Origin of the sequence: Bradyrhizobium sp. AUGA SZCCT0283 (genome assembly GCF_018130385.1) — a bacterium.
Classification (GTDB): domain Bacteria; phylum Pseudomonadota; class Alphaproteobacteria; order Rhizobiales; family Xanthobacteraceae; genus Bradyrhizobium.
Genome location: NZ_JAFCLU010000028.1, coordinates 21,768 through 47,623, shown reverse-complemented (window position 1 = coordinate 47,623; position 25,856 = coordinate 21,768). Strand labels below are relative to the sequence as shown.

The window sequence follows — 25,856 nt, the reverse complement described above, 5'->3', positions numbered from 1 at the left end:
CGCGAGCCCCGTATCTGCGCCTCAAGCTCTCCTGTATCTTGTCGGCCAACCAAGATTAAGATCGACGAAGGTTCAATTACTTCCTTGCTGCCTAGCAGGCGTTGCCGATAGGAGGCAATCGTATCAAGCGGTATACGATATGCGTCTGTAGTCTTTACTTCAGCAACTATCGAATGTCCCTCAGGCGAAGTCCAAATTCCGTCAAATCCGATCGCGTTTATTGTGCCCTGATAACATCTGTTCGATCGAAGTTTGGCCTACTTCGTCTGGATTGGATTCCCAGAAAGCTAACAAAGGCATGAATGCTCAAACTTTCTTTCGATCGCGTCCAGAATGCTTTCCCCCCACTGGCGTCTAATTATTGTTCTGCGACTTGCCAATTGAGAAGCGACGGGCAAGATGCGCCTTATGTTTCGCGCTTGGGGACAGCACTCGTAATGCACCAGTTTGATGTAAGCAACCAATGGTTGTCAACATCACTCCGCCGCCTCGCTCGCTCCCGCGCTCTTCCTTGGCTTGCCATCCGCCTTCTTCAGCACCGGCGCCAGGAATTTCCCCGTGTAGCTCCGCGGCGCTTTCACGATGTCTTCCGGCGGACCCCAGGCGACGATTTCGCCGCCGCCGTCGCCGCCTTCAGGGCCGAGGTCGATCACCCAGTCGGCGGTCTTGATGACTTCGAGGTTGTGCTCGATCACCACCACCGTGTTGCCCTGCGAGACCAGCTCGTGCAGCACTTCCAATAGTTTTGCGACGTCGTGGAAATGGAGCCCCGTGGTCGGTTCGTCCAGGATGTAGAGCGTGCGGCCGGTGGCGCGTTTTGAGAGCTCCTTCGCCAGCTTGACGCGCTGGGCTTCGCCGCCGGACAGGGTGGTGGCCTGCTGGCCGACATGGATGTAGTCGAGGCCGACGCGGTGCAGCGTCCTGAACGTTTCGCGGACGCGCGGGACCGCCTTGAAGAACTCGGCGGCTTCTTCCACCGTCATGTCGAGCACGTCGGCGATGCTCTTGCCCTTGAACAGGACTTCCAGCGTCTCGCGGTTGTAGCGCTTGCCCTTGCAGGTGTCGCAGGTGACGTAGACGTCGGGCAAGAAGTGCATCTCGATCTTGATGACGCCATCGCCCTGGCAGGCCTCGCAGCGGCCACCCTTGACGTTGAAGGAGAAGCGGCCGGGCTCGTAGCCGCGCGCCTTGGCTTCGGGCAGGCCGGCAAACCATTCGCGGATCGGCGTGAAGGCGCCGGTATAGGTCGCGGGGTTCGAGCGCGGGGTGCGGCCGATCGGCGACTGGTCGATGTCGATGATCTTATCGATATGCTCCAGCCCCTCAATGCGGTCGTGGGGGGCTGCGCCTTCGCTGGCATTGTTCAGCTTGCGGGCGATCGCCTTGTAGAGCGTATCGATCAAAAGCGTCGACTTGCCGCCGCCGGAGACGCCGGTGACGCAGGTGAACAGGCCGAGCGGAATTTCCGCCGAGACGTTCTTCAGGTTATTGCCGCGGGCGTTGACGACCTTGATGGTTCGCCGGTGGTTCGGCGGCTTGCGCTCAGGGATCGCCACCGACATTTCGCCGGTGAGGTATTTGCCGGTCAGCGATTTCGGGTTCTTCATGATCTCTGCTGGCGTGCCCTGCGCCACGATGTGGCCGCCATGCATGCCGGCGCCGGGGCCGATGTCGAGCACGTAATCGGCGAGCCGGATCGCGTCCTCGTCATGCTCGACCACGATCACGGTATTGCCGAGGTCGCGCAGCCGCTTCAGCGTTTCCAGCAGCCGCGCATTGTCGCGCTGGTGCAGGCCGATCGAGGGCTCATCCAGCACGTAGAGCACGCCGGTCAGACCCGAGCCGATCTGGGAGGCGAGGCGGATGCGCTGGCTTTCACCGCCGGAGAGCGTGCCGGAGGCGCGGGAGAGCGTGAGATAATTCAGGCCGACGTCGAGCAGGAACGACAGCCGCTCGCGGATTTCCTTCAGCACGCGCGTGGCGATCTCGTTCTGCTGCGCGTTGAGCGCCTTCGGCACGCTCTCGAACCATTCGCCGGCCCGAAGCACCGACAGCTCCGAGATCTCGCCGATATGCTTGCCGCCGATCTTGACGCACAGCGCCTCGGGCTTGAGGCGATGGCCGTTACAGCCGGCGCAGGGAATGTCGGAGAAATACTTTGCCAGCTCCTCGCGCGCCCATTCGCTCTCGGTCTCGCGGTAGCGGCGCTCGAGGTTGGTGATGACGCCCTCGAAGGGTTTTTTGGTGTCGTAGGAACGGACGCCGTCCTCATAGGAGAACTTGATCTCGTCGTCGCCGGAGCCATGCAGCAATGCTGCCTGCGTCTTCTTCGGCAGGTCCTTCCACTTGGTGTCGAGCGTGAACTTGTAGAATTTGCCGAGCGCCGTCAGCGTCTGGATGTAATAGGGCGACGACGACTTTGCCCAGGGCGCGATCGCGCCCTTGCGCAAGGTCGTCTCCTTGTCGGGAATGACGAGGTCCTCGTCAATATGCTGCTCGACGCCGAGGCCGCCGCAGGCAGGACACGCGCCATAGGGGTTGTTGAACGAGAACAGCCGCGGCTCGATCTCGGGAATGGTGAAGCTGGAAACCGGGCAGGCGAATTTTTCCGAAAACAAAATCCGTTCCGGCCCGCTCTTGTCATGGATCTTGGCGGTCTTCTTGTCGGACTTCTTCTCTTCCGCAGCACCTGCCGGCGCATCGGCATATTCGATCACGGCGAGGCCTTCGGCGAGTTTCAGCGCGGTCTCAAAACTCTCGGCGAGGCGCTGGCCGATGTCGGGGCGGACCACGATGCGGTCGACCACCACGTCGATGTCGTGCGGGAATTTCTTGTCGAGGGTGGGCGCCTCCGCAAGCTCATAGAAGGTGCCGTCGATCTTGACGCGCTGAAAGCCCTTCTTGAGCCATTCGGCGAGCTCTTTCTTGTATTCGCCCTTGCGGCCGCGCACGACCGGCGCCAGCAGATAGAGCCGGGTGCCTTCGGGCAACGCCAGCACGCGGTCGACCATCTGCGAGACGATCTGGCTTTCGATCGGCAGCCCCGTGGCGGGCGAATAGGGCACGCCGACGCGCGCCCACAGCAGGCGCATATAGTCGTAGATCTCGGTGACGGTGCCGACGGTCGAGCGAGGATTCTTCGACGTCGTCTTCTGCTCGATCGAGATCGCCGGCGACAGGCCGTCGATCTGGTCCACATCCGGCTTCTGCATCATCTCGAGGAACTGGCGCGCGTAAGCCGACAGCGATTCGACATAGCGGCGCTGGCCCTCCGCATAGATGGTGTCGAAGGCGAGCGAGGATTTGCCGGAGCCGGACAGGCCGGTGAACACGACAAGCTTGTCTCTTGGAATTTCGAGATCGACGTTCTTGAGATTGTGCTCGCGCGCGCCGCGGATCGTTATCGCACGCAATGCGGAGCCGGCGGGTGGTTGGCGCTTCGCCCTGAGCACTTCATCCATATCGGCATTTCCAGGCGTGCAGACGCGCGCCACGTTGGGCGCGCATTGCCGGTCAAGGACCGGGCTCAGGCGCCGATTAAAGAATGCTGGAACATAGGAAGAACGACGAGGGATTTCCAGTGCCGCGCGCGAATCATCAACGGATTGTTTGGTCGATAGCGTTTTCAAGCGATGTGGGCACCGGTTCACGTCAGGAAAACGCGTCAAACAAAGATTTTTGGCAGCAGCAGTCAGCAGTTCCGCACAAAAAAAGGCCGGCGCGAGGCCGGCCTTTCGCTATCAAACCTTGAGAATCCGGGTCAGCCGAGACAAGCCCTCCCCACCGACCTTGCTGCTTCAGTTGAAGTGATAGTTGATGCCACCCTTGACGCTGTGGGTGGTGAGACCGAGATCGCCGGCGAACGGCGTTCCGGCGAAATAGGTCTCAGAGCCGTAGTCGGCATACATGTATTCAACCTTGGCCGACCAGTTCGGTGCGAACATATATTCGGCACCAGCACCAACCGTCCAGCCGGAGTGAACCTTGGATTCATCGAACAACGTCACGCCCAGCGCCGTGGCCGAGAGGCGATTGTCAGCCCAGGCATAGCCGCCCTTGGCGTAGAACAGGGCTGCGCCCGCGGTCACGCCGACGCGGCCAGTGACGCTGCCGAACGCGCGGATCTTTTCTTCCGCGGTTACAGGAAAGCCGAGGGACAAATCCGTTATCGAATCCTTGACGCTTGCGCCGGCGGCGTCGATCTCGAGGCCCCAAACCCACATGCTGCCGGGCGCCTGCCAGTTGTAACCGACGGTGCCGCCGCCGAAGCCGCCCTTGACGTCGTCGCCCCAGGCATAACCGCCCATGACGCCGGCATAGAAGCCCGACCAGTTGATCCCAGGCGCGATAGCGGGCGCTTTGGTGTATGGCCGTGCGGCAAGGTCTGCGGCGGCCGCGGGGGCGATCCCAAGCGCGATCAGGGCGGTCGTCGTCAACAAAATTTTCTTCACGTTTCTTCCTTTCGGCATTTCCAACGCAACTACCGGAGTAGTCAATTTCAGGTTGCCTGCGCATATAGCGCGAAGTCATCCCAAAATGCTGTCGCCGAAAAACCACATCCGCGGCAAATGTATGCGCAATGCAACCGAAGCGGGTGCGGACTGTCCCGCGGTACAACCAAACAAAAAGGCCGGCGTTGAGCCGGCCTTTTCGGTCTTGGTTGGTTGAAAGCAGCGATCAGTATTTCGCGATGACCGGGCCGCCGAAGCGGTAGTTGATGCGAGCGGTGACGATGTCCACGTCCTGGCTGATCCGGTCGTCGCCGACGAAGGCGCCGGTCGGGTCGACGAAGGTGTGGGTGCGGTCCTGCATGAACAGGTGATTGTATTCGACGCCAACCGACCAGTTGGGAGCGAAGCCGAATTCGATGCCCGCGCCGACGCTGGCGCCCCAGCGTGTGTCATCGCCGGTGGTGGCAACCACGATGCCCGTGGGAATATCAAAGGCGCGGAAACGATCCGCCGTAACGGCCGCACCGCCCTTGATGTAGAATAGAACGTTGTTGGCGGCGTAACCGATCTGGCCCGTGAACAGGCCGAACGCATCGATGCGCGATTCGTTCCTGACTCCGGGGAAGAACAGGCTCGCATTGCTGCCCTGGAAGTCGGCCCAGTTGCCCTGGCCTTCAAGACCGAACACCCAGGTACCTGCCTGCCAGCGATAACCGATCTGGCCGCCGACGGTGCCGCCGTCTGCGTCATGGCAACCCTCGGCTGCAACGAAAGCGCCGGCCGGGTCCACGAAGTCCCAGCACTTGCGGCTCGTACCCCAGCCGCCATTGGCGCCGATGTAGAAGCCGCTCCAGTCGTACACGACGGCGATCGGTGCCGGCGGGGCCTTGGTGTAAGGACGCGCAGCGAGGTCGGCGGCCGCCGCAGGTGCCGCGAACGCGATGAGAGCAACCGTACCTAACAGAAACTTCTTCATCCTCTATCTCCAGCTCTTGCCCGCTTCCATTGGTCCCGAAGCGTTGCCGTGATGACGCGAGCGCCGCGCCGCTAGGTGAGTTTTATAGCGCGACTCGCTCGAAAATTGCGTCACCGAACTGCAACACTCGTGAACCAAAACATCGAGACAAGCTGATGATATGGTTACGTTATTCACGTTAGCGGGCGGAACTTTCGGTTCCATTTTGGCGTTTTCTGGACTCAATTGTGGCGAACCTAAGTCGCCATACAGTTGAGTAGCGAGTTCAGCCCATGGCGACGTGGATTCCCGGAACAAAGCTGGAACATTGGCCGGGGCGATGCTATATGTGGATAACCGCCGACTTGCCGAGGGATCGCTAAGTCGGCGGGGCTTGCGAGCGTATAGGGTCGCTCCAGATGTCCGGAAACGGACGCGGAAGGCGGACCAGCGACAGGTCAAGAATTGAAGGCGGCTGCACGGAAGCGGCCGGACCAGTGATTTTTGCCGGCGATATCGAGTGGAGAGCGGCGATGGCGGGAAGCGTGAACAAGGTGATTCTGGTCGGCAACCTCGGCAAGGATCCTGAAATCCGGCGGACACAGGACGGGCGGCCGATTGCCAATCTGAGCATCGCGACGTCGGAAACCTGGCGCGACAAGGCCACCGGGGAGCGCAAGGAAAAGACCGAGTGGCATCGCGTCGTCATCTTCTCCGAACCGCTTTGCAAGATTGTCGAACAGTATCTGAAGAAGGGCGCCAAGGTTTACATCGAGGGCGCGCTGCAGACCCGCAAATGGACCGACCAGGGCGGCGTCGAGAAATACTCGACCGAAGTCGTGCTGCAGGGCTTCAACTCGACCCTGACCATGCTCGACGGCCGCAGCGGCGGCGGTGGCGGCAATTTCGGCTCCGACGATGCTGGAAGTGACTTCGGTTCCGGCGGGCCGGTCAGCTCGGCGCCGAGGCGGGCGGTCGCGGCAGGCGCGCGCAACAGCGATATGGACGACGATATTCCGTTCTGAGGGCGGATCTTTTGGTGCCCGGAATCCCGGCGCAGGTGCGCCGGGAACGCCTTTGTGCGTGAGTCGGGCCGGGGCTGGACTCCATTCGCCGAAACAATCTTCAAGCCATTGATTTTAAGTCGAAATTGAATCGGGTTCCGGGTTTTGACATTGATCGATGTTAATGATATTAACATTAACAGGTCGATCTAACGCCTTTCCGGGTATTCAATCGAACGCCAACCGGATCTGGAGTGCCCACCATGAGCCTCGCACCACTGCTGGAGGCCCCCGGGACGATCCCGCTGCACGCCTTCGCGGCCATCGCGGCGTTCGTGCTCGGCATCGTGCAGTTCGCAGCACCCAAGGGGACGCTGCCGCACCGGACCGTCGGCTGGATCTGGGTGGTGCTGATGGCGGCGGTTGCGATCAGCGCGTTATGGATCCATGAGATCCGCATGGTTGGGCCGTTCAGCCCGATCCACCTGCTGTCGATCTTCGTGCCGATCATGCTGGTGCTCGCGGTCCTGCATGCCCGCCGGCACAATGTCAGCGGTCACCGCAAGGCGATGATGTCGATCTTTTTCGGCGCGCTCATCATTGCCGGCCTGTTCACCTTGCTGCCGGGCCGGATCATGCATGCGGTGGTTTTCGGCCATTAGGCCGATGCCGGAAAAGGTGTTCCAGCGCCCGCTTTTCAGGGCCTGAAAATGCGCATTCCCGCGCACCCCATCGAAGCCGCTTCCGATCCGGTAAGTCCATGAAAAAACGAGCGGAAAAACATCCAGTCCGGAGCGCTTCGGGGTGGTTATCGGACCCCCGATGCGCTATATGATTCTCAGCTGAGAACTGACCGGATTCCCCTTTGTCTGACCCTGAAAATAACACACCCGGCGAGCCGCCGGAGCCTTCCGATATTCGTCCCGTTTCCATTCTCGACGAGATGAAACGCTCCTACCTCGATTACGCCATGAGCGTGATCGTGGCGCGGGCGCTGCCGGATGCGCGCGACGGGCTCAAGCCCGTGCATCGCCGCATTCTCTACGCGATGCACGAGAACGGCTTCGAGTGGAACAAGTCGTACAACAAGTCGGCGCGCACCGTCGGCGACGTCATCGGTAAATACCATCCCCACGGCGACCAGTCGGTCTATGACGCGCTGGTGCGTTTGGCGCAGGATTTCTCCATGCGCGTGCCGCTGATCGACGGCCAGGGCAATTTCGGCTCGGTGGATGGCGATACGGCGGCCGCCATGCGGTACACCGAATCCCGCCTGACCAAGATCGCGCAGACGCTGCTCGATGACATCGACAAGGACACCGTCGATTTCCAAGCCAATTACGACAGCCGCGACCGCGAACCGACGGTGCTGCCGGCGAAATTCCCGAACCTTCTGGTCAACGGCGCCGGTGGTATCGCCGTCGGCATGGCGACCAACATCCCGCCGCACAATCTCGGCGAAGTCATCGACGCCTGCGTGGCGCTGATCGACAATCCGGCGCTTGGCATCGACGACCTCATCAACATCGTGCCCGGACCAGATTTCCCGACCGGCGGCATCATCCTCGGACGCCAGGGCATCCGCTCGGCCTATCACCTCGGCCGTGGCTCGATCGTGATGCGCGGCAAGGTGACCATCGACACCATCCGCAAGGATCGCGAAGCGATCATCATCACCGAAATTCCGTTCCAGGTGAACAAGGCCACCATGGTCGAGCGCATCGCCGAGCTGGTGCGCGAGAAGAAGATCGAGGGCATCTCCGACCTGCGCGACGAATCCGACCGCGACGGCTTCCGCGTCGTCGTCGAATTGAAGCGCGACGCCGTGCCCGACGTGGTGCTGAACCAGCTCTATCGTTTCACGCCGCTGCAGACGAATTTTCCGGCCAACATGGTGGCGCTCGACGGCGGCCGGCCGCAGACGATGAACCTGAAGGACTTTCTGACGCTGTTCGTCGCCTTCCGCGAACAGGTGGTGACGCGGCGCACGAAATTCTTGCTCAACAAGGCCCGCGACCGCGCTCACATCCTGGTCGGCCTCGCCATCGCGGTCGCCAATATCGACGAGATCATTCGCGTTATCAGAACCTCACCCGATCCGAACACCGCGCGCGACACCTTGATGTCGCGCGACTGGCCGGCGCGGGACGTCGAGGCGATGATCACGCTGATCGACGATCCCCGGCACCGGATGGCCCCCGACGGCACCGCGCGGCTGTCGCTGGAGCAGGCCAAGGCCATTCTCGAACTGCGCCTGCAGCGGCTGACGGCGCTAGGCCGCGAGGAGATTTCCGAAGAGCTCGACAAGCTCGCGGTGGAGATCGCCGACTATCTCGAGATCCTGCGGTCGCGCGCGCGCGTGCAGGCGATCATCAAGGAAGAGCTTGCGGCGGTGAAGGGCGAGTTCGCCACTCCGCGCAAGACCGTCATCATCGAGCAGGAAGGCGAGGTCGAGGACGAGGACCTGATCCAGCGCGAGGACATGGTGGTCACCGTCTCGCACGCCGGCTACGTCAAACGCGTGCCGCTCTCGACCTATCGCGCCCAGCGCCGCGGCGGCAAGGGCCGTGCCGGCATGCAGACCCGCGACGAGGATTTTGTCTCCAGGCTGTTCGTGGCCTCGACGCATACGCCGGTGCTGTTCTTCTCCTCGAAGGGCCAGGTCTACAAGGAGAAGGTCTGGCGGCTACCGGTGGCAGCTCCCAACGCGCGCGGCAAGGCGCTGATCAACATCCTGCCGCTGGAGCAGGGCGAGCGCATCACCACGATCATGCCGCTGCCGGAGGATGAATCCTCCTGGGGCAATCTCGACGTGATGTTCGCCACCACCGGAGGCACCGTCCGCCGCAACAAGCTGTCCGACTTCGTCGATGTCCGCCGCTCCGGGATCATCGCCATGAAGCTCGGGGAGGGCGAGGCGATCGTCGACGTGCAGATCTGCACCGAACACGACGACGTGCTGCTGACGGCCGCCGGCGGCCAGTGCATCCGCTTCCCCGTCGCCGATGTGCGCGTCTTCACCGGCCGCACCTCGATGGGCGTGCGCGGCATCGCCTTGGCCCAGAACGACACGCTGATCTCGCTCGCGATCCTGCGCCATGTCGAGACCACGTCGGACGAACGGTTGGCCTACCTGAAGATGCGCCGCGCGGTCGCCGGTGAAACCTCAGCGGAAGAGCCTGTTGATGCCGAGGGCGAGGAGACTTCGGGTTCGCTCCAGCTCTCGCAGGAGCGCTACGCGGAAATGTCGGCGCAGGAGCAGGTGGTGCTGACGGTCTCCGTCAACGGCTACGGTAAGCGCACCTCGTCCTACGAGTACCGCACCACCGGCCGCGGCGGCAAAGGCATCGTCGCGATGAGCGTCAACAACCGCAACGGCAAGCTGGTGGCGTCATTCCCCGTGGAGCACAGCGATCAGATCATGCTGGTCACCGACAAGGGGCAGCTGATCCGCTGCCCGGTCGAGGACATCCGCATCGCCGGCCGCTCCACGCAGGGCGTCATCGTGTTCGATACGGCTGAAGACGAGCACGTGGTGTCAGTCGAGCATATCGGCGACGACGGGGAAAACGGCGAGAGCGGGAACGGCGGTTAGCGCCCTGGGATTGCAAAAGGCTCAAACGGCTTGGAACGCCCGTTCCTGGCCTGACGACGACAATTTGTGCGTTCTACATAGTTGTCGATGATCGAGTACCTGCGCTCGACAGGTGCAGCGGAGAACGCAGTGATGCCGAGCGCAGCGAGTAAGAGTGAGCGCATCATTCTCTCCTTCGTTCAGTTGTTGAGTTGGGCCATCTCCCAAAGCGAGATATTTCAGGTTTTGGCCCGGCGATCTATTGGCCTCTGAGGCAGTGCCGGCACGCTTGAATTTTGACTTAGGCGAGTTTGAGTACGCCAAATGTGATTACGTTGAAGAGTCAATGATCGCGACCGACCTGATGAAATCCAACGTGGCGGACAAGATCAATGGGTTGTATAAAACGGCCGCATCGCACTTGAGCCTAGCGGCTGCTAGGCGGCCTTGAGCTGGGCCTGCGGTCAAGAGCGTCAGCGCCTTGGGAGTGGCGTCGGTTCGCCGACGATCAACGACGCTGCGCCAGGTCCCGCCTCAGATTGACAGTCCCTCGGTCGCGCCGATGTCAAAAACCTTACTTAAGGGAGCACCACTTTAAGGTCGGCAGATCAGTCAAACTTCACGCCGGAAGTATCGGCGCTGCGGAAGCGACGCGATAGTTCGAGCATTTCTTTGATCCAAGCGAAGCCCGCAGGAGAAGGAGATTTTGTAAAGCTGAAAAAACGGGAGGACATCATGCGAACATCAAAAGTTATCGCTTTGGCGTTCATCGTTGCGGCTCCAGGTTTAGTATCTGTCTCGTTGGCGCGGGCCGCTTCTGAGTGCCCAATATCGGGAACATTGTCAGGTTGGGGCATAAACTCGATGGGCTATTTTAACGTCGCTTCCGGGGGAAGTTGCTTATTTCCCATCAGAATTGCGGGCGTGATGAAGAGTTCGTCCATTTCACAAAAGCCCGCACACGGGACATTGAAGAAGCTCAACGTATCCACTTACCAATATACAGCGAAGGCTGGATATAAAGGCACCGATACTTTCGCCGTTCAGGCGACGGGTAAAAGTCCGATGGCTTCCGGCACGTCCGTCATCACCATGAACGCAACGGTTCAATAGCGTCGCGCTTTGCCGACATCTCGTGGTGTCGGTCGAGAATATCGGTGACGACGAAGAACGGCGAGAACGGCAACAGCGGCTAGATCGTAACGATGGCGGACCGACGCGTCGCCAAAATCGGCGGATGAGCGCAGTGGTCGCTCACCCCCCGATTCCGACTTTCGCTCGATTCCGCATGAGACGACACGAATTCATCACACTGGCCGGCGGTGCGGGCAGTTCGTTTGATGCGCATCACTCTGCGGCAAACGGCGCTTCGCGTGGCACGATGATCCGGATTTTCGTTCCCGCGCCAGGTCTGGTTTCCAGATTGATCCGGCCCCCCAAGCGATTGGTCACGATGTTGTGGACGATGTGCAATCCGAGGCCAGTGCTGCCCTGGTCGCGGCGGGTCGTGAAAAATGGATCGAACACCTGGCGCTTGACCTCCGGGCTCATGCCGCAGCCGTCGTCTGAAAGCAGCACTTCAACGCTGTGTTTGCCCGACGCCTGCGCCGCAATATGGACGGATCCTCGCGCGCCGTCCGGATAGGCGTGCACCGCGGAATTGATAACCAGGTTGGTGAGCACCTGGCCGTAAGGTCCGGGATAGCTGTTCATGGCCAGATCAGGCTCGCATTCGACGCTGACCACAAGATTTCTGCGCAGCCCGAACCGCAGTCCTTTGATGACCTGCTCGGTCACCTGGCCGAGATCAAAGGCTCTCCGGTCCGAAACGTTGCGATCCGCCGCCACCTGCTTGAACGACTGTATCAGATCGATCGCGTGGTTGAGGTTGGTCATGATTTGCGATGCTGCCTCCCGGCCCGTCGCAATGAATTCAGCCAAGGTCGACCGGCGCACGCCGCCCCTGGCGACATCGGCTTCAAATCGATCCGCCTTGTTCAGGAATGCGGAGGCGACAGTCAGGCTGGTACCGACGGGGGTATTGAGCTCGTGAGCGACCCCCGCCACCAACCTTCCCAGCGCGGCCAGTTTCTCGGTCTGGACGAGACTGTCCTGCGCGGCGCGGAGATCCTCGAGCGATTGCGACAGTTGCCTTGTGCGTTCCTGGACCTCGGTGAACAGCCGCGTATTCTCGATGGCGACGACCGCCTGACCCGCGAAGGTTTTCAGGAGTTCGACCTGCGCCTTGGGAAATAATTGCGGCTCCAGCCGCATCACCGCGATGGCGCCGATCGCGACCTCGTCGCGCAGCATCGGCACGACGAGGATACTGCGATAGCCCGACGTTCGCTGCAGCTCGCTGTATCCGCCGGAGATGAGCACGTCCGCCTCGTGCACGACGCGGCGCTCGCGGATGGCGACCGAGATCAGGTTTTTGCTGGTCAGCGGGGCCGGGTAGGCCTTGCGCACCGCGGCCACCGATTCCGCCGAGAACTGGTCGTAGGCGACCAGATGGACATGGTCCCCCTCCCGGCGATAGACGGCGCTCAGCACACTCTGGCACAGCCGCGCGGCGTTCCTGACGATCCTGTCGAACACCGGCTGGATGCCGGTCGGCGAGTCCGAGATGAGGCTCAAGACCTCGGCTGTCGCTGCCTGCCGCTCCCTGGCTTCCTGAAGTTCGAGAGAAAGCCGTTCGGCTTCGGTTTGGGCGGGGCTTTCGATTTTGGTTTTTGCTGGGCTGGAGACGCGCCCTTTTGGAGCCTGGCGGCGCTTTGCCGTGGTCGTCGCGTGGCTTCGCGACCTGGTTGGTCTGTCGCCTGCCTTCATTGCCTGTCCCAAGCCTCAGGATAAGCCATCGTACCGGCTTAAGCCGGCAAAGGGGAAGGGCATCCGTGGTCTGCACGTGTCAAAACAGAAGTCACGGCTGGGTTCTTGCCGCGTCCGCTGCTCGCGTTAAAGCAGATGCTCACCGGAGCTGGCTGCATCCGAGAAGGGGCCACCAGCGGTCTCGCTTGCCCTGAGTCAGTGAGAGCGGGAGCGATATGTCGAGAAACACGTACTGCACTCTAGTGGCGAATGGCGCTACAATGCTCAGTCATTCAATTCTGGAACCTCAATTGTGTCGACTGCTCCTATTGAGCGTCATCTTACTGCGATCGTCGCGGCCGATGTGGTGGGATATTCGCGCCTAATGGGCACGGACGAAAAAGGCACTCACTTGGCGTTGAAAGGCCATCGCAAGGAGTTAATGGATCCGCTCATTGCCGCGCACAAAGGACACATCGTCAAGACCACAGGCGACGGCCTCCTGCTCAGGTTCCCGTCGATCGTCGAGGCAGTCTCTTGCGCCGTGGCGATGCAGAGCGGAATGGCAAAGCGCAACCGGGACATCTCGGCCGGCAACCGTATCGAATTTCGGATCGGCGTCCATATCGGCGACGTGATCGTCGACAAGGGCGACGTGTTCGGTGACGGCGTCAATATTGCGGCGCGGCTTGAGCAGATCGCGCCGCCGGGCGGCATTTGCCTGTCCGAGGACGCATACCGGCAGGTGCGAGGCAAGCTCGATATTGCCATCGCCGACGCCGGCGAGCAGAGCCTGAAGAATATTTCGAATCCCATCAGGGTCTATCGAATCGAGCCGTCGGTGGCGGCTACCGCCGATGCGCTAACGTCACCAACCGAGCGGAAACGGCGATGGTCGATGCGAGCCGCAGCGGGCGCGGCGATGACGGTCGCCGCGATCCTGGCGACGGTCGCATGGGTTGCTCTGTTCCGCGACCGGCCCGATGTCGCGCGGACTTCCGCCCCATCAAAGCCGATTGCCGTCACCGCGATGCCGATCATCGCGGTGCTGCCCTTCGCCAATCAAACCGGCGACGACGGCCAAGATTATTTCGTCGACGGTGCGACCGAAGAGGTCATCAATGCCCTCGGCCGATTTAACACCTTGCGCGTAATCGGCCGCAATGCTGTGCTGCCCTATAAGAAAAGACCGGCGACGCAGCAAGAGATCGCCTCCGAACTGGGCGCAACCTACCTTGTCGAAGGAAGCGTGCGGCGCTCCGCCAGCCAGGTGCGCATCACCTCGCAACTGACCGAGTCGCGAACCGGCACGGTCCTGTGGAGCGATCGCTTCGATGGCGAGCTTGCCGATATTTTTGAGTTTCAGGACACCATCGCGCGTCGGATCGCGGGCACGCTGGCCGCTAACATCGCCATGGTCGAAGGCCGGCGATCGCTTGACCAGCCAAAGCCGAATCCCAACGCCTTCGACCTCGTATTGCGCGCCCGCGCCCTCGGTCATGCATCGACCCGCACGGTAAACCGGCGTTTTCGCGAGCTGGTCGCCAAGGCGATCGAACTGGATCCGAACTATGCCATGGCGCGGGCTCTGTTGGCCGAGGCGCTTTACTCGCAAGCGGTTCTGGGCTGGACGGAATTCACCGATCGCGAACTTGCGCGCGGCGCTGCTGAAGCACGCAAAGCGATCGCGCTGGCGCCCGACGAGCCCGACGGATACCGCGCCCTTGGTCGCATTCATCTTGCGCGCGCTGAATACGATCAGGCACAGCACGCGCTCAAACGCGCGATTGAAATCAATCCGAGCGATGCCAATGCCTTGGCGGTATGGGGGGGATTGCAATCATTCTCGGGTCAAATAGCCGAAGCGATCGGCTCGCTCCAGTTGGCACTGAAACTCGATCCCACGCTTGAGCCGAACCACGTTTTCGATCTGGCTCTGGCTTATTACCTCGCGCGCCAGCACGAGGATGCCCTGCGCATCGCCGAACGGGGGCTCGCGCGTTATCCGGATTTTCCCATGTTCAATTTGCCGGCCGCCGCGGCGGCCGCGCAACTCGGACGCAAGGAGCAGGCGGCGCGCTATGTCGAGGCGCTCCGCCGCCGCCTGCCGTTTCTCGATACGGACAACGTCGGGTCCCGCTTCAAGGATCCCGCCCACGCCGCGTATCTACAGAACGGCTTGAAGGCGGCCGGCTTGTAAGCCCGCTTATCTTGGCTCACCCGCGCCGCGCATGTAGTCCGGTACCGGCGGGGTCGGCAGGCGAGAGACTTTCAACCAATTTTCGTCAGCTTGGCTCTTCATCGCCGCTCGATCAGCCTTCATCAGATCGGGGCCGATCGGCCTTCCGAACAAATACAGGCGATCGTCAACCACCAGCCACCATTCCGGATTGCCGTATACCTTTTCGCCTTTCGCAACCGACGCCGCACACCAATTATTGTACTGCGGTAGATAGCGATCAGGTTCGGCCTTGAACATTTCGAGGTGCTTGGCCGACGCAAACCGGTAGATGGCGCCGTCCCACTCGTGTTGGTATTGCGTATTGCCGAGCATCGGGCGTTGCTCGGTGAAGTAGGCCACCGGGTCATAGCCTTTAAGGGCGAGGCGATCGGGGGTGGTTTGCGCAACCGCGCCTGATACGAGCAACAGGGTTGCAACAAAGCCAGCTAGAGTCAGTGAAACTCCGAGTTGTTTCATTGCTCGCTCCTCTTCTGAGAGCGGATGAACCCACATTTTATGATTAGTATGCGCCAACGACAAGCCAAACCAGTTGAGACGTCCTCGAGTCCGTTCAGGGCGGGATCAGCCTATCCGCAGGCGAGACTGTCCCGGATTTCGCTCCGCTTCATCCGGGCTACGCGCAGACGTCAATCAATCGTCAGGCCGGCTTTCTGGATCAGCGGCACCCAGCGATCGATTTCAGACTGGACGTAGTTGCGGAAGCCGGTGGGGGTATTGGTCGCTTCCTCCGGCATTTCCAGACCGAGCGGGGCGAGGCGGGCGCGCAAGGTCGCATCCCGGGTCGCCTTGCGGATCGAGGCGTTCAACCGCTCCACGATCGGTTGCGGCGTCCCCTTGGGCGCAAGGAATCCGAGCCAGACCGGGAAGTCGAGGCCATCGACGCCGAACTCGTTGGTGGAGGGCACCTCGGGAAGGGTGGAAATCCGCGCCGACCGGAACACCGCCAGCGGCCGCACGGTTTTCGCCTGAATCTGGGCCAGCGCGGTGAGTGACACTTCGACCATGTAGTCGATCTGGCCCGCGATGAGATCGTTCATCGCCGGACCCGTTCCGCGATACGAGGCCAGATTGACTTTCGTTCCGAGTCGCACGTTCAGCATGGCGGCGCCCATATGCGCCGATGAGCCGGGGCCGGCGGTGCCGACGTTGAGCTGGGCCTCGTTGGCGCGGACATATTCCACGAATGCCTTGAAGTTATCAGGCGGAAGGTCGCGCTTGACGATCAGCACCTGCGGAAGGTCGCCGAGCAATCCCAGATGTTCGTAATCCGTGATCGGGTTGTACTTCAGGTTCTTGTAGAGCCCGACACTGGAAACATGCGTGCCGGCCTGGCCGATCTGGATGGTATAGCCGTCAGGCGTCGCGCGCGCGGCCCGGGTCGAGCCGATCGTTCCACCGGCACCTGCGACGTTTTCGATCACGAGCGTTTGCCCGAGATCACGCGAGAGGAATTCGGCATAGATCCGCGCGATCGCGTCGGTCGGCCCGCCGGCGGCGAACGGCACGATGACGGTGATCGGTTTTTCCGGATAGTTCGTTTGCGCACGAAGAATCGAAGGCATGCAGAGTGCGCCTGCCAGGCCGAACGTGACGGCGCGGCGGTCAAGAATTCGGGACGCCATGAAGAGATCCTCCCAAGTGTTGATTATTTTGCGTTGATCGTTTGCTTATCGTTTGATGTGACGCGCGAGCACGCGGTCCACCATCGCCCCGGCCGTTCCGAGATAATTCGACGGCTCGCACAAGGCGGCGAGCCGGTCGCGGGGCAGGGCGGATGCGATCGCCGGCCGTCGCAGCAACGCATCGAGGAGCGCTTCGCTACGGTCGAACGCCTCGCGGCAGGCGGCATAGACTTCGTCATGCGCCTGCTGGCGGCCCAGCGCCGGCGCGAGCCCCATCATGACCGCTTCAGCCACGATCAGCCCGCGGGTCGAATCGAGGTTTCGCTTCATCGCCGCCTGATCGACGATCAGGCCGGAAAGCATGAATTGCGCCTGCGCCAGCGATCCGGCCGTGAGAAAGCAGACCTGGGGCAGTGCGAGCCATTCGCAGTGCCAGGGCCCGGTGGCGCGCTCGAGATCCTGCACCATGCTGTCGAGCATCAGCGAAGCGGCGTCGCGGGACATTTTTGCGTTTGCCAGCAGAACTTCCGACGAGATCGGATTGCGCTTCTGCGGCATGGTCGAGGATGCGCCGCGATGCGAGGCGAAGGGCTCGAACACCTCGCCGATCTCGGTCGCCATCAAGATCATGACGTCATAGCCGATCTTGCCGAGCGCGCCGCAGATCACGGCAAGCGTCTGGACCATTTCGACCAGCCCGTCGCGGGCGACGTGCCAGGTGATGTCAGGCTCAGTGAGACCGAGGGCGCGCGCGTAGGCGGCGCGCACATCCAGTCCCCGGTCGCCGAGGGAGGCCAGCGTCCCCACCGCGCCTCCGAGCTGCGCCTGAAGCGCGCGAGGCTTGGCTTGTTCGAGCCGATCGGCCAAGCGCTGCAGCGCCGAAAGCCAGATCGCAACCTTGTGCCCGAACGTGATCGGCAGGGCCTGCTGAAGATGGGTCCGCCCCGCCATCGGCGTATCGCGATGGAGGCGGGCGAGATCGGCAAGCGTGGCCATGACCTCGGCGAGCTGGGCTTCGATCAGCGCCACCGCCTCGCGCAATTGCAGCACGGTCGCCGTGTCCATGATGTCCTGGGTCGTCGCCCCCCAATGCACGTAGCGGCCGGCCTCGCCGAGCTGCTGCGAGAGCTGGCGCACCAGGCCTACGATGGGATAGCCGACGTTCTCGGTGTCGCGTTTCAACTGCTCGCTATCGAGCACGATCGCCGGGGCCTGCCGCGCGATCGCCTCGGCCGCCTCGCGCGGGATCACGTTGGCTTCGCCCTGGGCCACGGCAAGCGCCACCTCGGCCTGCACATAGGCTTTGAGCTGAGCTTCGTCGGAAAACACCGCGCGCATGGCCGGCGTCGAAAACACGTCGCGATAGAGGACGCTGTCGAACATGGTGCTGGCCATGCGGCTGTTTCACCTCCCGTTAATATGTACGGCCATATGATTGATACGTACAAATTTGTCAAGCGGCGGTGTCGGTCCGCTCCAGTCGTGCTAAGCAACACACCGACCGCGAGAACCGTTCGACATGCCAATTTACGAGGATATCGCCCGCGATTTGCTGGAGGCGATCCACCGGGGCCAGTACCCCATCGGCGGCCTGGTACCGACCGAGCTGGAGCTTGCCGCGCGCTACGATGTCAGCCGGCAGACCGTGCGTGCGGCGATGCGCCGGCTCACGGAGCTTGGGGCGGTGTCGCGTCGAAAAGGCTCCGGCACGCGGGTGGAGACGCGCGAACGTCCGCAGGAGAGTTTTCAGCAGACGCTCGGCTCATTGAGCGATCTCGTGGCGCTGGCTGCTGCGACGGATCGCGACATCAGAAGCATCGACACCGTCGTGATGGACCGCAAGGCGGCGCGGCGCTTCGGCTGCCAGCCGGGGTCGCGCTGGCTGCGGATCGCCTACGTTCGCGCATCGACAAAGCCCAGGAGCCCGCCATTGGCCTGGGTCGATTGCTATGTCGAGGAAAGCTATGCGGACGCCGTGAGCAATATCAGAAAAGATCGCCGCCTGGTCTGCGATATGATTGCAGACAGTTACGGCGTGATCGCCTCCGAAGTGCATCAGACCGTTGCGGCGACCGTCGTTCCGAACGAGTTTGCCAAGGCGCTGGGAGCAGAAGCCGGATCGCCCGCGCTCGAAGTCATCCGCCGATATCTGGATTCGCACGGCCGCCTGTTCGAAATATCGGAAAGCATTCACCCGGCCGGCCGATACGTCGTGACATCGGTGCTCAAGCGCGTCGGTAATCCGGGAACGGCAGAGGGCAGCGCGACGCGATCTTCCGGCAAGACAAGATCGCGTTCCTGAGGCCGGCGGGAATTTGGCCTAGGCCAACGCGGCCAGAACGCAAATGGCGAGTAGGGGGGCATCCCTACTCGCCAATACTGCGGTTCCTTGGAGGTTGGTCGGAACGAAAGCTGCGCCGTTACGGGGTACGGTCGGCGGTAACCAGGCGGGCTTCCCGAACCACCGACTTGGAACCGGCGGCGCGGAGGCAGGAAGCCTCGAAATTCGGCCAGGCCTGCTGCGAGCAATCCTTGCCGACGGTGCGGATATCGAGGCGGTCACCCTTGGCAAGCGCCTGCGGAACACTGGCTTCGACCTGGGGGGCAAAGCCGGGCAATATGGTCAGCGCGGCGGCAATGAACGCAGCAACAGCAATTGCGGAAAAAGCCTTGATCATGACGGTCCCCTGTCATGGGCCTTGGCGGCCCCGTCGTTTCGTTGGATGGACTTGTAGCCAGCGCAAGTTTCCGGCGGTCTTCGCCAGCTGCGAAAATGGTTTCGTCCCGGCCGAGTTTTGTTTCGTCGTCCATTGGCGGAAGAAACAATCCCGGCTCGCCCAGGGGAGACGCCCGGGCCCCACGACTGGTTCATTGGCCGATCCGAAATAAAAAGCCGCGTCGGAGGGAACCTTGCCCGGCTTGCCCGGCCGCCCGGGGCGGGGTAGGACGGGCCTATGCCCCGCATCGCGCTTTACCCCGGCTCATTCGATCCCGTCACCAACGGCCATCTGGACGTGGTCCAGAACGCTGTCGGCCTGTGTGACCGCCTGATCGTCGCCATCGGCGTCCACCCCGGCAAAAAACCGCTGTTTTCGACCGAGGAGCGCCTGGACATGGTCCGGGCGGTATTCGGCCCGATCGCGGCCAAGGCCGGCTGCGACTTCGACTGCACCACCTATGACAATCTGACGGTCACGGCGGCCCAACAGGCCGGCGCCACCATCATGATCCGCGGCCTGCGCGACGGCACCGATCTCGACTACGAGATGCAGATCGCAGGCATGAACGAGACCATGGCGCCGGAGGTGCATACGGTGTTCCTGCCGGCCTCGGTCGCCGTCCGCCCGATCACCGCCACACTGGTGCGCCAAATCGCGGCCATGGGCGGCGACGTATCGGCCTTCGTGCCGCCATCGGTCGCAGCCAGCCTGAAGACCAAGTTCGCGGGCTAAACCGCTGGTACGCGACAACACGTTTTCCTGTTTTCACATGACCGGAGCTTTCATGATCCGCATTCTCGCCGTTCTCGCCGCGCTGTTCCTTGCGGCTCCCGCGATCGCCCAGCCGCTGCCCGCCAATCTCGACAAGGCGAATGCGATCGTGATCGACACCACCAAGGGCCGCATCGTGATCAAGCTGCGCACCGACCTTGCGCCCCAGCACGCCGAGCGCATCAAGCTCTTGGCGCGCGAGGGCTACTACAACAACGTGCCGTTCCATCGCGTGATCGAGGGATTCATGGCGCAGACCGGCGACGGCAAGAATTTCAACGGCACCGGCGGTTCGAAATATCCGAACCTCACGGCCGAATTCTCCAGCGTGCCGTTCAAGCGCGGCATCGTCGGCATGGCGCGCGCGGCCAGCGTCGATTCCGCCAATTCGCAGTTCTTCATCATGTTCGCCGAAGGCGCCTCGCTGAACGGGAAGTACACCGTGATCGGCGAGGTGGTGTCGGGCATGGACGTGGTCGACAAGATCAAGCGCGGCGAACCTGTGGTCGATCCCGACAAGATGGTGAAGGTGCAGGTCGCATCCGACGTCAAGTGAGGCCATGGCGTCGCCGCGCCGCAAGCCATTTGTCTGGTTTGCCGCCTTTCTGGTGTGGCTTGCGTCGGCGGCGCACGCATCGGCCCAGCCGCAGCAACTCGACACCATCAAGGATGTCTTTGCCAAATTGTATTCCTGCTGGCGGCCGCCGCCTGCCTCGCGCGCCAACCCGATGGACATTACGGTTATTGTCAGTTTCAACCGCGAGGGCGCCATTCTCGGTCAACCCAGGATTACCTATGAATCCGCAAACGCCGGCGACAACGACCGGATCGCCTACCGAATTGCCGTAATGGAAACATTGCAACGCTGTGCGCCGTTGCCATTTACCGAGGGACTGGGCGGTGCGGTTGCCGGCCGGCCTTTCGCGGTCACTTTCAGATCCCGCAAACGTCCACCCAAACCTGAAGAGAAAAGAGCATGGCTGATACAGAAAATACTTTGATCCTTGAAACCACCCAGGGCCCCGTCACCATCGAAATGCGGCCCGATTTGGCGCCGGGCCATGTCGCCCGGATCAAGGAACTGGTGCGCGACGGCTTTTACGATGGCATCGTGTTCCACCGCGTCATCGAAGGCTTCATGGCGCAGACCGGCTGCCCGCACGGCACCGGCACCGGCGGTTCCGGCAAGAAGCTGAAGGCCGAATTCAACAAGGAACCGCATGTCCGCGGCACCACCTCGATGGCCCGCGCCGCGAGCCCGGATTCCGGCGACAGCCAGTTCTTCATCTGCTTCGACGACGCCTCCTTCCTCAACGGCCAGTACACGGTCTGGGGCAAGGTCACCTCGGGCATGGAGAACGTCGACAAGATCAAGCGCGGCGAGCCGGTGCAGAATCCGGACAAGATCGTCAAGGCGCACATGGCCGTCGACGCGGCTTGATTTAGTCCCTCATGGTGAGGAGCCTGCAAAGCAGGCGTCTCGAACCATGAGGCCACGGACGCTGCAGCACACGGGCCTCATCCTTCGAGACGCGCTAACGCGCCCGTCAGGATGAGGAACCGGCGCTCCGGCAAAAAGGCCGATGCGCACCGATCTCTTCGACTTCGAACTTCCCGCCACCAGTATCGCGCTGCGGCCCGCAAGCCCGCGCGATACCGCGCGCATGCTGGTGGTGCAGCCCGACGGCGTGCTGCGCGACCGCAGCGTCGCCGATCTGCCGCAATGGCTGGAGCCCGGCGACCAGCTTGTCGTCAACGACACCAGGGTGATTTCCGCCCAACTCAAGGGACGCCGTATCGGTCGCGAGACCGAGCCGAAGATCGAGGCGACTTTGATCAAGCGGCTGGACGGCTCGCGCTGGCGCGCGCTGGTCAGGCCGGCGAAGAAACTCGCGCCGGGTGATGTCGTTCGCTTCGGCAATGAGGGCAAGGTCTGCCTGCTCGGCCATCTCGACGCCGAGGTCGAGGCCAAGGGCGACGAGGGCGAGATTACGCTGTCGTTCTCGTTTCATGGGCCGGCGCTCGATCAGGCCATCGCCGATCTCGGCGCGCCGCCGCTGCCGCCCTACATCGCCTCCAAGCGCACGCCCGACGATCGCGATGCGGCCGACTACCAGACCATGTTCGCGGCGAATGAAGGCGCGGTCGCTGCGCCAACGGCGGGACTGCATTTCACGCCGGAGCTGGAAGCGGCGCTGCGCCGCCACGGTGTCGAACTGCACCGGCTGACCTTGCATGTCGGGGCAGGGACCTTCCTGCCGGTCAAGGTGGAGGAGACCTCCGAACACAGGATGCATGCCGAGTGGGGATCGATCTCGGCCGATACCGCCGCGGCGCTGAACGCCGCGCGTGCCAGCGGTGGACGCATCGTCGCGGTCGGCACCACGTCGCTCCGGCTATTGGAGAGCGCCACAACCGAAGACGGCACCATTCAGCCGTTCGACGGCGAGACCTCGATCTTCATCACGCCGGGCTATCGCTTTCGTGCGGTCGATATTCTCATGACCAATTTCCATTTGCCGCGCTCGACGCTGTTCATGCTGGTGTCGGCGTTCTCGGGGCTGGACACGATGAAGCGCGCCTATGCGCATGCGATCGCCCGTGGATACCGGTTCTATTCCTACGGGGACGCCTGCCTGCTGTTTCGCGCGCGGGATTGAGGCAAAGCCGGGCGTCTTCGCCGCTGTGCATGGGTTCCGGCATCTTGAAAAAGAAGCCCGCCACTGCGGCGGGCAAAGGTTCAGGGAGGAAGCGCTCTGACAATAAAGCGCCACTATCTGTCTCTTCGATTCGGCCGCTACCGCCAAGATCGTATAACTACCGGCTTCCACGCATCTCGCGTGCGCTGTTGCACCGTTGCCACCATGCGGGTGCTCTGCATGCGCCGTATCTCGACGATGAGGTTCCAACGCTTCCTGGCGTCGGATAGGGTGCGCGCGATCATCTGGAGAACTTCATGAGCATGTCGGATATCTTCGCGCGCGTCGTCGCGCTGATCGGCGCTGCGGCGCTGCTGTGGCGGCGGCTGCAGGGAGCCGCGCAGGAGCCGGCCTGGGGCAATGTGCCGAAGATTCCAGAGGCGAAGCCGCAAGGCGCCATCCCGACGCTCAAGATGCCGTCGGCGCAGGGCTGGAGCGACGGGCAAAAGCCAACCGCAGCCCCCGGACTCAAGGTCAATGCGTTTGCGAAAGATCTGGACCACCCGCGCTGGATCAACGTGCTGCCCAATGGCGACGTCCTCGTCGCCGAGGCGACCCAGATCGCAGGACCAATCAGGAACGTGTTCCATTATGCGATGCAGGCGACGATGCGGCGTGCCGCAGCGCTCGGCGTCAGCGCCAACCGCATCACCTTGTTGCGCGATCGCGATGGTGACGGCGTTGCCGAAGGACGCGGGGCTTTCATGGAAGGGCTGAGCCAGCCGTTCGGCATGGCGCTGGTGGGCGACACCTTCTATGTCGGCAACACCGACGGCGTGGTCGCCTTTCCCTATGCCGGGGGCGCGGACCGTATCACTGCCGAGGGGCGGAAACTCGTCGCGTTCAAACCCGGCGGGCACTGGACACGGAGCCTGCTGCCGAGCCCGGACGGCAAAAAACTCTATGCCGGCGTCGGTTCGCTCAGCAACATCGCCGAGGGTGGTATGGAAGTGGAGGAAGGCCGCGCCGCGATCTATGAGCTCGATTTGGCCGGCGGTACGAGCCGCATCTTTGCCAGCGGCCTGCGCAACGCCGTGGGGCTCGCATGGGAGCCCAACACAAGCGTGCTCTGGACGGTCGTCAACGAGCGCGACGGCCTCGGCGACGAGACGCCGCCGGACTATCTGACCTCGGTCCGCGACGGCGGCTTCTACGGCTGGCCCTATTGCTACTGGGGACAGACGGTGGACGACCGGGTGCCGCAGGATCCGGCCATGGTCGCGAAGGCGATTCAACCGGACTACGCGCTCGGCGGGCACACTGCCTCGCTCGGTCTATGCTGGATGCCATCAGGCACGCTGCCGGGCTTTCCGGACGGCATGGTGATCGGCCAGCACGGCTCCTGGAATCGCAGCACGCTGAGCGGCTACGCCGTCGTCTTCGTCCCCTTCGAGAACGGGCGGCCCTCCGGCCCGGCGCGGGATATTTTGACCGGATTTCTCGCACCCGATGAGAAGGTCTCCTACGGACGGCCGGTCGGCGTCACGCTCGGGCCTGATGGTTCGCTGCTGGTGGCTGATGATGTCGGCAACGTCATCTGGCGCGTGACGGGTGCGTAGGTGCGTAGAGTGGGCAAAGGCGCACTTGCGCCCGTGCCCACCCGCTACTTCTGTCAGACCTCATCCTGAGGAGCCGCGGAGCGGCGTCTCGAAGGATGAATGGCACCAGCCGGGCCTCGTGGTTCGAGACGGCGCTACGCGCCTCCTCACCATGAGGGTTTAACGTTTGCTACAGTCTTGCCAACTCACGCCATCGCGCGCTGCGGCAACAGCTCCGCGATCTGGATCGCGTTGAGCGCGGCGCCCTTCAGGAGCTGGTCGGCCGACACGAACATCGAGATCGAGCGGCCTGAGGCATCGCTGAGATCCTTGCGGATGCGGCCGACGAGAACATCGTCCTGGCCCGACGCGTCGATCGGCATCGGGAAGTAGTTCTTCGCCCGGTCATCGACGATCTTGACGCCCGGTGCGTTGGCCAGGATGGCGCGCACGTCAGCTTCCGTGATCGGCCTTTCGCATTCGAAGGTGATCGCCTCGCAATGGGCGCGCAGCACCGGCACGCGGACGCAGGTGACACCGATGGCGATCTGATCGTCCTCGAAGATCTTTCGGGTCTCCTTGATCACCTTGGTCTCTTCGTCGTTGTAGCCGGTCTCGGGGTCGATCGCCGTGTTGTGGCTGAAGACGTTGAAGGCGTAGGGGAGCGGGATCACCTTGGGCGTGAAAGGCCGGCCGTCGAGATAGGCGCGGGTCGACTCCATCAGCTCTTCCATCGCAGCGGCGCCTGCGCCGCTCGCTGCCTGATAGGTCGACACGATCATGCGCTTGATGCGGTTCTGCCGGTGGATCGGCCATAGCGGTACCAGCGCCGTGATCGCCGAGCAGTTCGGATTGGCGATGATGCCCTTGTGGTCGCGGATGCGGCCCGCGTTGATCTCCGGGATTACCAGCGGCACGCTCGGATCCATCCGGAACGCCGAGGAATTGTCGACCACGACCGCGCCGGCCTTCACGGCAGCGGGTGCGAACTTCCGCGAGGTGCCGCCGCCAGCCGAGAACAGCGCAATGTCGACGCCCTCGAACGACTTTTCAGTGAGCTCCTCGATCACGATCCGCTCACCGCGGAAGCCGATGGTCTTGCCGGCTGAGCGGGCGCTGGCCAGCGCCTTGAGCTTGCGGACCGGGAAGGCGCGCCTGTCCATGGTGGCGATGAATTCGGCGCCGACCGCGCCGGTTACGCCGGCAATGGCAACAACGGGTTCGTAGCTCACGGGTCTATCCTCTTTGGTTGAGCATCATGGCTTGCGGGCAATAAAAAAGCCCCGGTCCTTTTCAGGCGGGGCTTCGGTCCAGATAATGCGATCGTTCGACTACGCGCGCACGGCTCCCGAGCCCCCGGAGGGTGCTTTGGTTTTCGCGGTCGCTTTGGTCGAAGTCGTCATGGCGCGGACTTATGCGGCAGACAAGCGCCGCCGTCAACGGGTTTTGGGCGGAAATCGCTCCAAACCGGG

At 62.5% G+C, this 25,856-nt stretch carries 22 protein-coding genes and 1 pseudogene; 13 read left to right on the top strand and 10 right to left on the bottom strand.

Features of this window, described 5'->3' with window-relative positions; all coding sequences use genetic code 11:
- Positions 1–476: 476 nt before the first annotated feature.
- The 3 genes from uvrA to JQ624_RS29515 all read right to left on the bottom strand — a co-directional run bounded on the left by uvrA (position 477) and on the right by JQ624_RS29515 (position 5,427).
- Complete coding sequence (gene uvrA / locus JQ624_RS29525) at positions 477–3,461, bottom strand: excinuclease ABC subunit UvrA (protein ID WP_212422424.1); 2,985 nt, start codon at positions 3,459–3,461, stop codon at positions 477–479.
- Between the two features lie 336 nt (positions 3,462–3,797).
- Entirely contained in the window at positions 3,798–4,451 is a 654-nt protein-coding gene (locus JQ624_RS29520) for an outer membrane protein (RefSeq protein WP_212422423.1), read from the bottom strand.
- 226 nt (positions 4,452–4,677) lie between these two features.
- Positions 4,678–5,427 carry an outer membrane protein gene (locus JQ624_RS29515; protein WP_212422422.1) on the bottom strand — a complete coding sequence of 250 codons (750 nt, stop codon included), beginning with the start codon at positions 5,425–5,427 and terminating at the stop codon, positions 4,678–4,680.
- Between the two features lie 512 nt (positions 5,428–5,939).
- Between JQ624_RS29515 and JQ624_RS29510 the strand changes: the two genes are divergently transcribed.
- The 3 genes from JQ624_RS29510 to gyrA all read left to right on the top strand — a co-directional run bounded on the left by JQ624_RS29510 (position 5,940) and on the right by gyrA (position 10,005).
- Positions 5,940–6,431, top strand: coding sequence for a single-stranded DNA-binding protein (locus tag JQ624_RS29510; protein ID WP_212422421.1), 492 nt, complete (start codon positions 5,940–5,942; stop codon positions 6,429–6,431).
- A gap of 242 nt (positions 6,432–6,673) precedes the next feature.
- Entirely contained in the window at positions 6,674–7,072 is a 399-nt protein-coding gene (locus tag JQ624_RS29505; protein WP_212422420.1) for a DUF2306 domain-containing protein, read from the top strand.
- Between the two features lie 203 nt (positions 7,073–7,275).
- On the top strand, positions 7,276–10,005 hold the full coding sequence (gene gyrA, locus JQ624_RS29500; protein ID WP_212422419.1) for a DNA gyrase subunit A: 2,730 nt from the start codon (positions 7,276–7,278) through the stop codon (positions 10,003–10,005).
- Positions 10,006–10,592: 587 nt separating this feature from the next.
- Here gyrA and JQ624_RS29495 read toward each other — a convergent pair.
- Positions 10,593–10,754, bottom strand: a complete 162-nt coding sequence (locus JQ624_RS29495; RefSeq protein ID WP_212422468.1) for a hypothetical protein — start codon at positions 10,752–10,754, stop codon at positions 10,593–10,595.
- A 94-nt stretch (positions 10,755–10,848) separates the two neighbouring features.
- Between JQ624_RS29495 and JQ624_RS29490 the strand changes: the two genes are divergently transcribed.
- On the top strand, positions 10,849–11,097 hold the full coding sequence (locus tag JQ624_RS29490) for an Ig-like domain-containing protein (protein WP_249130167.1): 249 nt from the start codon (positions 10,849–10,851) through the stop codon (positions 11,095–11,097).
- A 234-nt stretch (positions 11,098–11,331) separates the two neighbouring features.
- On the opposite strand, the gene JQ624_RS39780 is transcribed toward JQ624_RS29490, so the two are convergent.
- Positions 11,332–12,813, bottom strand: coding sequence for an ATP-binding protein (locus tag JQ624_RS39780; protein ID WP_409334383.1), 1,482 nt, complete (start codon positions 12,811–12,813; stop codon positions 11,332–11,334).
- A gap of 292 nt (positions 12,814–13,105) precedes the next feature.
- Between JQ624_RS39780 and JQ624_RS39775 the strand changes: the two are divergent.
- A pseudogene (locus JQ624_RS39775) lies at positions 13,106–13,606 on the top strand (adenylate/guanylate cyclase domain-containing protein); the annotation flags it as partial.
- Positions 13,607–13,714: 108 nt separating this feature from the next.
- Positions 13,715–14,992, top strand: a complete 1,278-nt coding sequence (locus tag JQ624_RS29480) for a tetratricopeptide repeat protein (RefSeq protein ID WP_249130166.1) — start codon at positions 13,715–13,717, stop codon at positions 14,990–14,992.
- Between the two features lie 6 nt (positions 14,993–14,998).
- Here the strand turns inward: JQ624_RS29480 and JQ624_RS29475 are convergent, their stop codons facing one another.
- From JQ624_RS29475 to pcaB, 3 genes are all read right to left on the bottom strand, one after another.
- Complete coding sequence (locus JQ624_RS29475; protein WP_212422417.1) at positions 14,999–15,490, bottom strand: YHS domain-containing (seleno)protein; 492 nt, start codon at positions 15,488–15,490, stop codon at positions 14,999–15,001.
- A 170-nt stretch (positions 15,491–15,660) separates the two neighbouring features.
- Entirely contained in the window at positions 15,661–16,656 is a 996-nt protein-coding gene (locus JQ624_RS29470; protein ID WP_212422416.1) for a tripartite tricarboxylate transporter substrate binding protein, read from the bottom strand.
- Positions 16,657–16,701: 45 nt separating this feature from the next.
- Entirely contained in the window at positions 16,702–18,051 is a 1,350-nt protein-coding gene (pcaB, locus tag JQ624_RS29465) for a 3-carboxy-cis,cis-muconate cycloisomerase (protein WP_212422415.1), read from the bottom strand.
- A gap of 124 nt (positions 18,052–18,175) precedes the next feature.
- Here pcaB and JQ624_RS29460 point away from each other — a divergent pair, with 124 nt between their 5' ends.
- Positions 18,176–18,958, top strand: coding sequence for a GntR family transcriptional regulator (locus JQ624_RS29460; protein WP_212422414.1), 783 nt, complete (start codon positions 18,176–18,178; stop codon positions 18,956–18,958).
- 118 nt (positions 18,959–19,076) lie between these two features.
- On the opposite strand, the gene JQ624_RS29455 is transcribed toward JQ624_RS29460, so the two are convergent.
- Positions 19,077–19,334, bottom strand: a complete 258-nt coding sequence (locus JQ624_RS29455) for a hypothetical protein (RefSeq protein ID WP_212422413.1) — start codon at positions 19,332–19,334, stop codon at positions 19,077–19,079.
- Between the two features lie 276 nt (positions 19,335–19,610).
- Here JQ624_RS29455 and coaD point away from each other — a divergent pair, with 276 nt between their 5' ends.
- From coaD to JQ624_RS29425, 6 genes are all read left to right on the top strand, one after another.
- Positions 19,611–20,108 (top strand): pantetheine-phosphate adenylyltransferase, encoded by a 498-nt coding sequence (gene coaD / locus JQ624_RS29450; protein ID WP_212422412.1) that lies wholly within the window; start codon positions 19,611–19,613, stop codon positions 20,106–20,108.
- A gap of 52 nt (positions 20,109–20,160) precedes the next feature.
- Positions 20,161–20,703, top strand: coding sequence for a peptidylprolyl isomerase (locus JQ624_RS29445; protein WP_212422411.1), 543 nt, complete (start codon positions 20,161–20,163; stop codon positions 20,701–20,703).
- Between the two features lie 4 nt (positions 20,704–20,707).
- A complete protein-coding gene (locus JQ624_RS29440; protein WP_212422410.1) occupies positions 20,708–21,148 on the top strand; it encodes a hypothetical protein in 441 nt (146 codons plus the stop codon).
- A complete protein-coding gene (locus JQ624_RS29435; RefSeq protein ID WP_212422409.1) occupies positions 21,124–21,588 on the top strand; it encodes a peptidylprolyl isomerase in 465 nt (154 codons plus the stop codon). Before JQ624_RS29440 ends, JQ624_RS29435 begins: the two co-directional genes overlap by 25 nt.
- Positions 21,589–21,730: 142 nt before the next feature.
- The gene (queA, locus tag JQ624_RS29430) at positions 21,731–22,807 is read left to right on the top strand and encodes a tRNA preQ1(34) S-adenosylmethionine ribosyltransferase-isomerase QueA (protein WP_212422408.1); all 1,077 of its coding nucleotides are present in this window, start codon (positions 21,731–21,733) and stop codon (positions 22,805–22,807) included.
- A 296-nt stretch (positions 22,808–23,103) separates the two neighbouring features.
- Positions 23,104–24,405 carry a sorbosone dehydrogenase family protein gene (locus JQ624_RS29425; protein WP_212422407.1) on the top strand — a complete coding sequence of 434 codons (1,302 nt, stop codon included), beginning with the start codon at positions 23,104–23,106 and terminating at the stop codon, positions 24,403–24,405.
- A 185-nt stretch (positions 24,406–24,590) separates the two neighbouring features.
- Here the strand turns inward: JQ624_RS29425 and JQ624_RS29420 are convergent, their stop codons facing one another.
- Positions 24,591–25,616 carry an aspartate-semialdehyde dehydrogenase gene (locus JQ624_RS29420; protein WP_212422406.1) on the bottom strand — a complete coding sequence of 342 codons (1,026 nt, stop codon included), beginning with the start codon at positions 25,614–25,616 and terminating at the stop codon, positions 24,591–24,593.
- Positions 25,617–25,856: the final 240 nt, after the last annotated feature.